Here is a 6,748-nt window from a genome sequence, read left to right on the forward strand (position 1 = left end):
GCTGGTGTCCGCCTGGCGGGAGCGAAAGGCCCTTAGTCCTTGCGGGCTGACGCCTTGCGCACCGTGCCGGCGAATTCGGCCAGGAAGGCGGCCATCACCGCCAGCATGCCGCCCAGCACGATGGCGAGAGCCATGATCAGAGCCTTGCTGGTGCCCACCGGTTCGCGACTCTGGGATGCCACGCGCTGAATGTTGCCTTCGGCGAGGTAAGCCAGCTTCTCTTCGATGTCGACCACATTTCCGGTGTAGGTGGCCACCAGCTCCGCAGCGCTCTCGGAGGAAGACTGCTTGGCGGCCTCGAGGCTCTCGTTGGCGCTGGCGAGCTGCTGCTCCAGTGTCTCGCGACGCTTGGCGAGAAGTTCATCCTGGTCAGCTTTAACTGTGTCCAGAAGCGTTTGGTGGTACTCCTGGACTAGGTCGGCATGGTCTTCGTCAGCCTCGGAGGACAGGGTCAGGAAGGCAACGTTCTCGGGCGCCTTGGCGGTGGTCTCGAAGCCCAGCCTGTCGAGGGATTTTTCTTCGAGTACTTGGCTGGAGACCGCATCGAAGTAGTAGTTGTCGATCTTGGCGACCACGCTCTCCGGGGTTTCCAGTACGCCGACACCGGCGCCACCGCTGGGCTCGCGTTCAGCCACGTTGTAGATCGATACGTAGCGGTAGCTATCAGTCATGGTCAGGGCAAAGGCAAGTGCCAGCAGCACGATGACCACAAACACCCCAGCCATCATCTTCCAGCGCCTGACCAGGATCAGGGTGATATCGACCAGCGATATCTCGTCATCCGCCGGTGGCCTTGGATAGTAGTGCTCCGGAGGTTGGGTGGGGGTGTTTGCCATTGCAGTGAGGTCCTTGCTCGCGCTTCGCCGTGTCCGAGGAGTCGGTGGCGGAGTGTTCAATGTTATGTAGAAAGTCGATGGCACAATTCATTGCGAGGTGCCTTGCAGAGGATACAGAAGCCGCTGTATCGCGCAAGCGCCTGCGTGCAAGATGAGGCTATGAAAGGGCTGGTGCGCAATGGTTGGTGCGAAGAGGGGCATCCTGATGAGGGCGCGCCTAGTGACTCATTTTGCCTGTTGGTAAAAGGACTGACTTGTCGGCACGCAACAGTCTCGCTGCCAGATCGGCATCCATGGGGCGGTGGTAGTAGAAGCCCTGGAGCAGGTCGCAGCGCATTTCCTGCAATAACGCCTGCTGCTCGTCGGTTTCGACGCCTTCGGCGACGACCTCGAGACCGAGGCGGTGGCCAAGGAAGATGCTGGCTTCCATGATCGCCCTGTCCCTGGGGTCCTGGGTGCACTCGGCGACGAAGGTGCGGTCGATCTTGAGCGCGGTGATCGGCAGCACCTTGAGGTAGCTCATCGATGAGAAGCCGGTACCGAAGTCGTCGATGGCGATCTTGTAACCCTGGTCATAGAGTCTGCGCAGGCTGTCCAGCACGTCCTGGCCGGCCTCGATCAGCACGTTCTCGGTGAGTTCGATGCCGATCTCGCGAGGCCCCAGGCCGTATGACGCGACGCAGGAGGCGAAGGCCTCGAACATGCCGGGCATGACCGCGTGACGTCCGGAGACGTTGACGTCCACGCGCACTTGGCGGCTGCCCTCGGCGCGCCATTGGCGTTGCTGCTCGCACACCTTGTGCAGCACCCAGGTCTCCAGGCGTTTGATCAGTTCGCTGCGTTCGGCCACCGGGATGAACTCAACAGGAGAGATGGCTTCGCCTTCCCGGGTCGTCCAGCGTAGTAGCGCCTCGAGGGAGTCGATATGGCCGCTGACGGCAGCCACCTGGGGTTGATAGACCAGGCCCAGTTCGCCGCCGCCGTCCTGATCGAGCAGGCGCTGCAGGCGTTCGGCGATGGTGTGCTGGCGCACTATTGCCGCGTGGGCTTCGGGGCTGAAGAACTGGTAGGTGTTGCGGCCGGTAAGCTTGGCCCGGGTCTTGGCGGCGTCGGCGCTGCCCACCAGTTCCTGCACCTCGCTGCCATTGTCGGGAAAGGTGCTGATGCCGATCGAGGCGTGGATTCTCAGTTCGCGGCCGTCCACCCGCATCGGGCGGGAGAGGCTTTCCAGCAGGCGCTCTGCCACCTGTATGGCGTCGGTGGCCATGTCCACCTGGGGCAGGGCCAGCACGAACTCATCGGTACCGAAGCGGCAGAGCAGGTCATCGCTGCGCCGGAAGGCCCGCAGGCGATTGGCCGCCTGGCGGATGACCTTGTCGCCGCAGTCGTAGCCATGGGTGTCGTTGATCTCGTTGAAGTGGTCGAGGTCGACAAACAGGATCAACAGGCTGTCGTTGTGGCGCCGACATTCTGCCAGGGTCCGCTTGAGCTCGATTTCGAAGGCGTGGCGGTTGGGCAGGCCGGTCAGGCGGTCGAAGCGCGTCATGTAGTCCAGATCGCGACGCGCCTTGCGCTCACCAGCCAGGTCGATGTCGATACAGAACATCAGCGGATTGTCCGTCTCCCGGCCCAGCATCACGTGGTGGGAGAACACCGGTACGCTGGCGCCGGAACGGTGCTTGAGCTCGAGCTCTTCGGCGGGGATCTCCACGCCGCGGTGGACCCACGCCTGGTGAGCATCGATCACTGCGTCGACCATGGCCTCCGGTATCAACAGCTGTTCCAGGCGCTTGCCCAGGGCTTCCTGCTCGCTGTAGCCATACAGCGCCTGACTGGCGCCATTCCAGTAGATAACGCGCCTGTCCCTGTCGTACCCCTGCACCGCGACCCGCGAAAGGCTCATCAGCAGTTCACGAAAGCGCCAGTCGCTGAGCGTCAGGGACGGCAGCGGGAGGGCGTTCTCGCCGCCGCTGCCGGCATCGGCAGCGGTCGAGCGTGGTGTGTGGAATCTGTCACCGATGTGCAATGGCGTCATTTCCTGAGCAGGGGCAGCGAGGTGTGCCAGAGGGTGTGCCCGAACAAAAGTAACGAATCCGCATATATCGGCAGTGTCGTACAAATTGTCGCTAGCAGCGAGTACCAAACGACGGAATGAGTTTTTCCATTATCGGAATAAACGTCGTAGATACTCTCTTTTGGCAACAAGTTGGTCAACGAAGTTTCTTCGTTCGCGGTATTTGACCGCTGTGTGAGCGCTCCACATGATCCTCGGTGTTGCATATGCAACATCCATGAAGTGCACATGTTTGTGCACAAAACCGAGGTTAATGACATGAAAATAGCGCAGAAAATCGCACAAGGTCGGCATCTTGCCGCCATCGAGACGATCAACGTCGGGCACCGGATTCCTGAATCCGGGTACTGGGATTTGTCTGTCCTTGAGGAGGTCGCTTCTCAGTCCTGGAGCAAGACTCGCCTGGCGCATATTGATCTGTCCGCATGGCAGTCATTCATTGGTGACCTGCCGCGGGATCCCTACGTCAATCGCCGCTGGAAGCGCATGTCCTGGCTGCACCTGAACGACGAGGGAGAGGTCGAAACCCTGGGCGAGTGTCCCATGGCCCAGGGCGGGCGCTTCAATGACGCCGCCAGCATGGCGGATCGGCTGCGCTACTACGAGCCGCTGTTGCCCGAACTTACCGAGCGCGAGGACGTCAAGGCTTTCGTCAAGGCCTGGGCGGAGCTTTGGGGGCTCGAGCGCCGCGCGCCCATTCTGATGCAGATCACCGGTGTACGTGGTGACGGCACCGTGGATCCGTTGCAGGGGCAGGGCATCCACGCCGATGGCTGCAAGTACTTGAGCATCGTGGTGCTCAATCGCGACAACGTGAGCGGGGCGGTGAACACCCTGTATCGGGACAAGGCCGGCCAGCAGGAAGTCGGCCGGGTGACGCTGGCGCCGGGGGAGGTGCTGCATCTGCGTGATGATCGCCTGTTCCATAGCGTCGATGCGATCACCCAGTGTGAGCCAAGCGCCCCTTTCGAGCGCTTTATCATCATCATCAACGCCTGCTTCGTCGACGAATTCCAGAATCGCATGTTGCGCCGCCACTTCCCCCAGGCGGTGTTGAACGAAGCGATACTGGAGAGCGCCAGCTGAAGGCCGGCGTGCACCTGGCAAGATGGCGTCGGTGGCGTTTCACCGACGTTGAGGGAGCGGGTCGAGGGCCCGGACCAGCCGCTTGCTATGCTGGCATGCGATAGGGCCTACGGCGCTTACTTCACCCCAGCATTACCGCCAGGCGACCTTGGTCGCCTGGCGGTACTTTTTGTTGAGATATTCTCTGCTATTGAGACCTCGCCTGCCGTTAATGTCCTGTCTGCCATCAAGGCCTCGCCTGGCATAGAGATCTTGCCTGGAAACTGACTTCTCCATCGCCTCAGCCTTGGCCTCAGATTCCTTCACGCACCGCCTGCTCCAGGCGGGCAAGTCGCCCGGGCTCGAGGGCATCGGCCACGGCGGTGATGCGCAGCACATGGCCGAGGGCCGGGTGAGCCGGGCGTGCGATCAGTTTGCCTTCGTCCAGCAGGTCGGCGTTGACCTGCTTGGCCAGATCCGCATCTGCCAGACGAATACCGATAAAGTTGGTGCCGCTCTCCAGCACGTCGGCGCCCAGCGCCTTGAAGTGCTCGGCGAGGCGCGCCCGGCGCTCCAGCACTGCCTGGATGTGGGCGTCGGTCTCGTCCTGGTGGTCGAGCACCACCTCGGCGGCGGCCAGGCTCAGGGTCGACACCGCGTAGTGGATGCGCACCTTCATCAGCATCGCCAGGGTGTCGGGCTCGGCGATGGCGTAGCCGACGCGCAGCCCGGCCAGGCCGTGGGCCTTGGACAGGGTGCGACAGCGAATCACCCCAGGCAGGGCGCGGGTAAAGCTCGGCTTGGCGGCGTCGTCGCGGAAGTCGTGATAGGCCTCGTCCAGCAGCAGCCAGCAGTCATCAGGCAGGGCGTCACGCAACCGCGCGACCGTAGCCTCGTCGTGGACGAAGCCGGTGGGGTTGTCCGGGTTGGCCAGGTAGACGAGCCGAGCGTGGTGGCTGTGGGCGGCGTCGATCAAGGCGTCGATGTCCGGCGCCAGGTGGTCGCTGGTTTCCTCGTAGTCGACCTCGATCAGGCGGCAGCCCTGGCCCTTGGCGAAGTAGCCGAAGGTCGGGTAGGTGCCGGCGGAGCTGACCACGCTGGTACCAGCAGGGGCGGTGGCCCGAAGCACCAGCGCCAGCAGGCTGTCGCAGCCGGCGTCCACCCGCAGGGTGTCCAGGTCGAAGCCGTGCAGCCGGACGAGGCGTTCGCGCACGCCCAGGGCCTCTGAGTCACCGTAGCAGTAGACGTGCTCGACCATGGCGTCACCGAAGTGCTCGCGCAGGGCGCGATGGGGCATGTCCAGGCCTTCGTTGGAGCCCAGACGGTGGGGGATCTCCTTGCCGATACGGCGCTTCAGCACCCAGATGCCAGGGAAGGGGTTGTCCGGTCCCGGGGAGTAGAGGTGGTCGGCGAAGGTGGGGGTATCGGATGCCATGGGATGTCCTGTGGGAGTTGGCTTGAAGGGGGCGGATGCGTGTCAGAGGGGGCCGAAAGCGTTACGACAGCGGCCTATGCTAATAGGTCACGTCAGGTCAGGTCAGGTCAGGTCAGGTCTGTAGCGCGGTCCAGGGCACCACCTTGTGGCGGTTGAGCAGGCCATGGGGGTCGAGGGTGCGCTTGAGCGTCGCCATCAGCGCGAGTTCCTCGGGGCTTCGCGAGATCGACAGCCAGTCGCGCTTTTCCAGGCCGATGCCGTGCTCGGCGGAGATCGATCCCTTGACCCGGGCCAGCGGCTCGTAGAGGCAGGCCTCGACCCCTTGGCGGGTGTCCGGATCATCGCTGCCCACACCCACCGACAGGTGCAGGTTGCCGTCGCCCAGATGGCCGAACACCGCCAGGCGCACCTGTGGCCAGCGGGCCTCGAGGCGTGCCTGAACCTCGGTGACATAGTCCTGCATCTCGCCGATCGGCAGGCTGACGTCGAAGGCCATGATCGGCGAGAGCGCCTCCACCAGTCCTTCGATATCATCGCGAATCGCCCATAGCTTGTCGCGCTGGCTTTCCGACTGGGCGATCACGGCGTCGATCACCCAGCCCTGTTCGACGGACGCTTCGAGTGCCGCCTCGAACTGCTGGCGGTGGTAGTCCTCGTCGTTGGCCAGCGACTCGACCAGGGCGTAGTAGGGCGCGTCGGTGTCCAGAGGCGGCTGATGACGTTCCTGTTCGGTGATCAGGGCGAAGTGGTTCTGCCACATGGCCTCGAAGGCGGCCAGGCTTCCGCCAAGGCTGTCACGCAGGTGCGCAAGCAACGACGTCATCGAGGTGAAGTCGGGGCAGGCGACCAGCGCGGTGCGGGTGTCGCCAAGCGCCGGCTGCAGCTTGAGCACCGCCCGGGTGACCACGCCCAGGGTGCCTTCGCTGCCGATAAATAGCTGCTTGAGGTCGTAGCCGGCGTTGTTCTTGAGCATCGGGCTCATGGCGCTGATCACCTGGCCATCGGCCAGCACCGCCTCGAGCCCCAGCACCTGCTGGCGCATCATGCCGTAGCGGATCACCCGGTTGCCGCCGGCGTTGGTGGCGATATTGCCACCGATGCTGCAGCTGCCGCGGGCGCCCAGGTCGAGCGCAAACTGCATGCCGACCTCGCGGGCGGCCTCCTGGACCTTCTGCAGCGGCGCGCCGGCCTGCACGGTGATGGTGCCGGCCACCGGGTCGATCTCCTCGATGGCGGCAAGACGCTCGAGTGACAGCGCCAGCTCGTCCGGGGCAGTTTCCGCGCCGTGGACCAGCCCGGTCAGGCCGCCGTGGGTGACGATGGGCTGTCGGGCCTGGT

General features: G+C 63.7%; 5 protein-coding genes. 1 reads left to right on the plus strand and 4 read right to left on the minus strand.

Annotation, left to right across the window (positions count from 1 at the left end):
• Positions 1 to 32: 32 nt before the first annotated feature.
• A complete protein-coding gene (locus tag NH448_RS06725) occupies positions 33 to 836 on the minus strand; it encodes a lipopolysaccharide biosynthesis protein (RefSeq protein ID WP_253028611.1) in 804 nt (267 codons plus the stop codon).
• A 217-nt stretch (positions 837 to 1,053) separates the two neighbouring features.
• Complete coding sequence (locus NH448_RS06730; protein ID WP_253028612.1) at positions 1,054 to 2,871, minus strand: EAL domain-containing protein; 1,818 nt, start codon at positions 2,869 to 2,871, stop codon at positions 1,054 to 1,056.
• Positions 2,872 to 3,168: 297 nt separating this feature from the next.
• Here NH448_RS06730 and NH448_RS06735 point away from each other — a divergent pair, with 297 nt between their 5' ends.
• A complete protein-coding gene (locus NH448_RS06735) occupies positions 3,169 to 3,996 on the plus strand; it encodes a 2OG-Fe dioxygenase family protein (RefSeq protein WP_290442696.1) in 828 nt (275 codons plus the stop codon).
• A gap of 292 nt (positions 3,997 to 4,288) precedes the next feature.
• On the opposite strand, the gene NH448_RS06740 is transcribed toward NH448_RS06735, so the two are convergent.
• Positions 4,289 to 5,410 carry an aminotransferase class I/II-fold pyridoxal phosphate-dependent enzyme gene (locus NH448_RS06740; protein WP_253028614.1) on the minus strand — a complete coding sequence of 374 codons (1,122 nt, stop codon included), beginning with the start codon at positions 5,408 to 5,410 and terminating at the stop codon, positions 4,289 to 4,291.
• A 112-nt stretch (positions 5,411 to 5,522) separates the two neighbouring features.
• A partial coding sequence (locus NH448_RS06745; protein WP_253028615.1) for an FAD-binding oxidoreductase occupies positions 5,523 to 6,748 on the minus strand: 1,226 nt, incomplete at its 5' end.

This window comes from Halomonas sp. OfavH-34-E, from assembly GCF_024124525.1.
Lineage (GTDB): Bacteria > Pseudomonadota > Gammaproteobacteria > Pseudomonadales > Halomonadaceae > Halomonas > Halomonas litopenaei.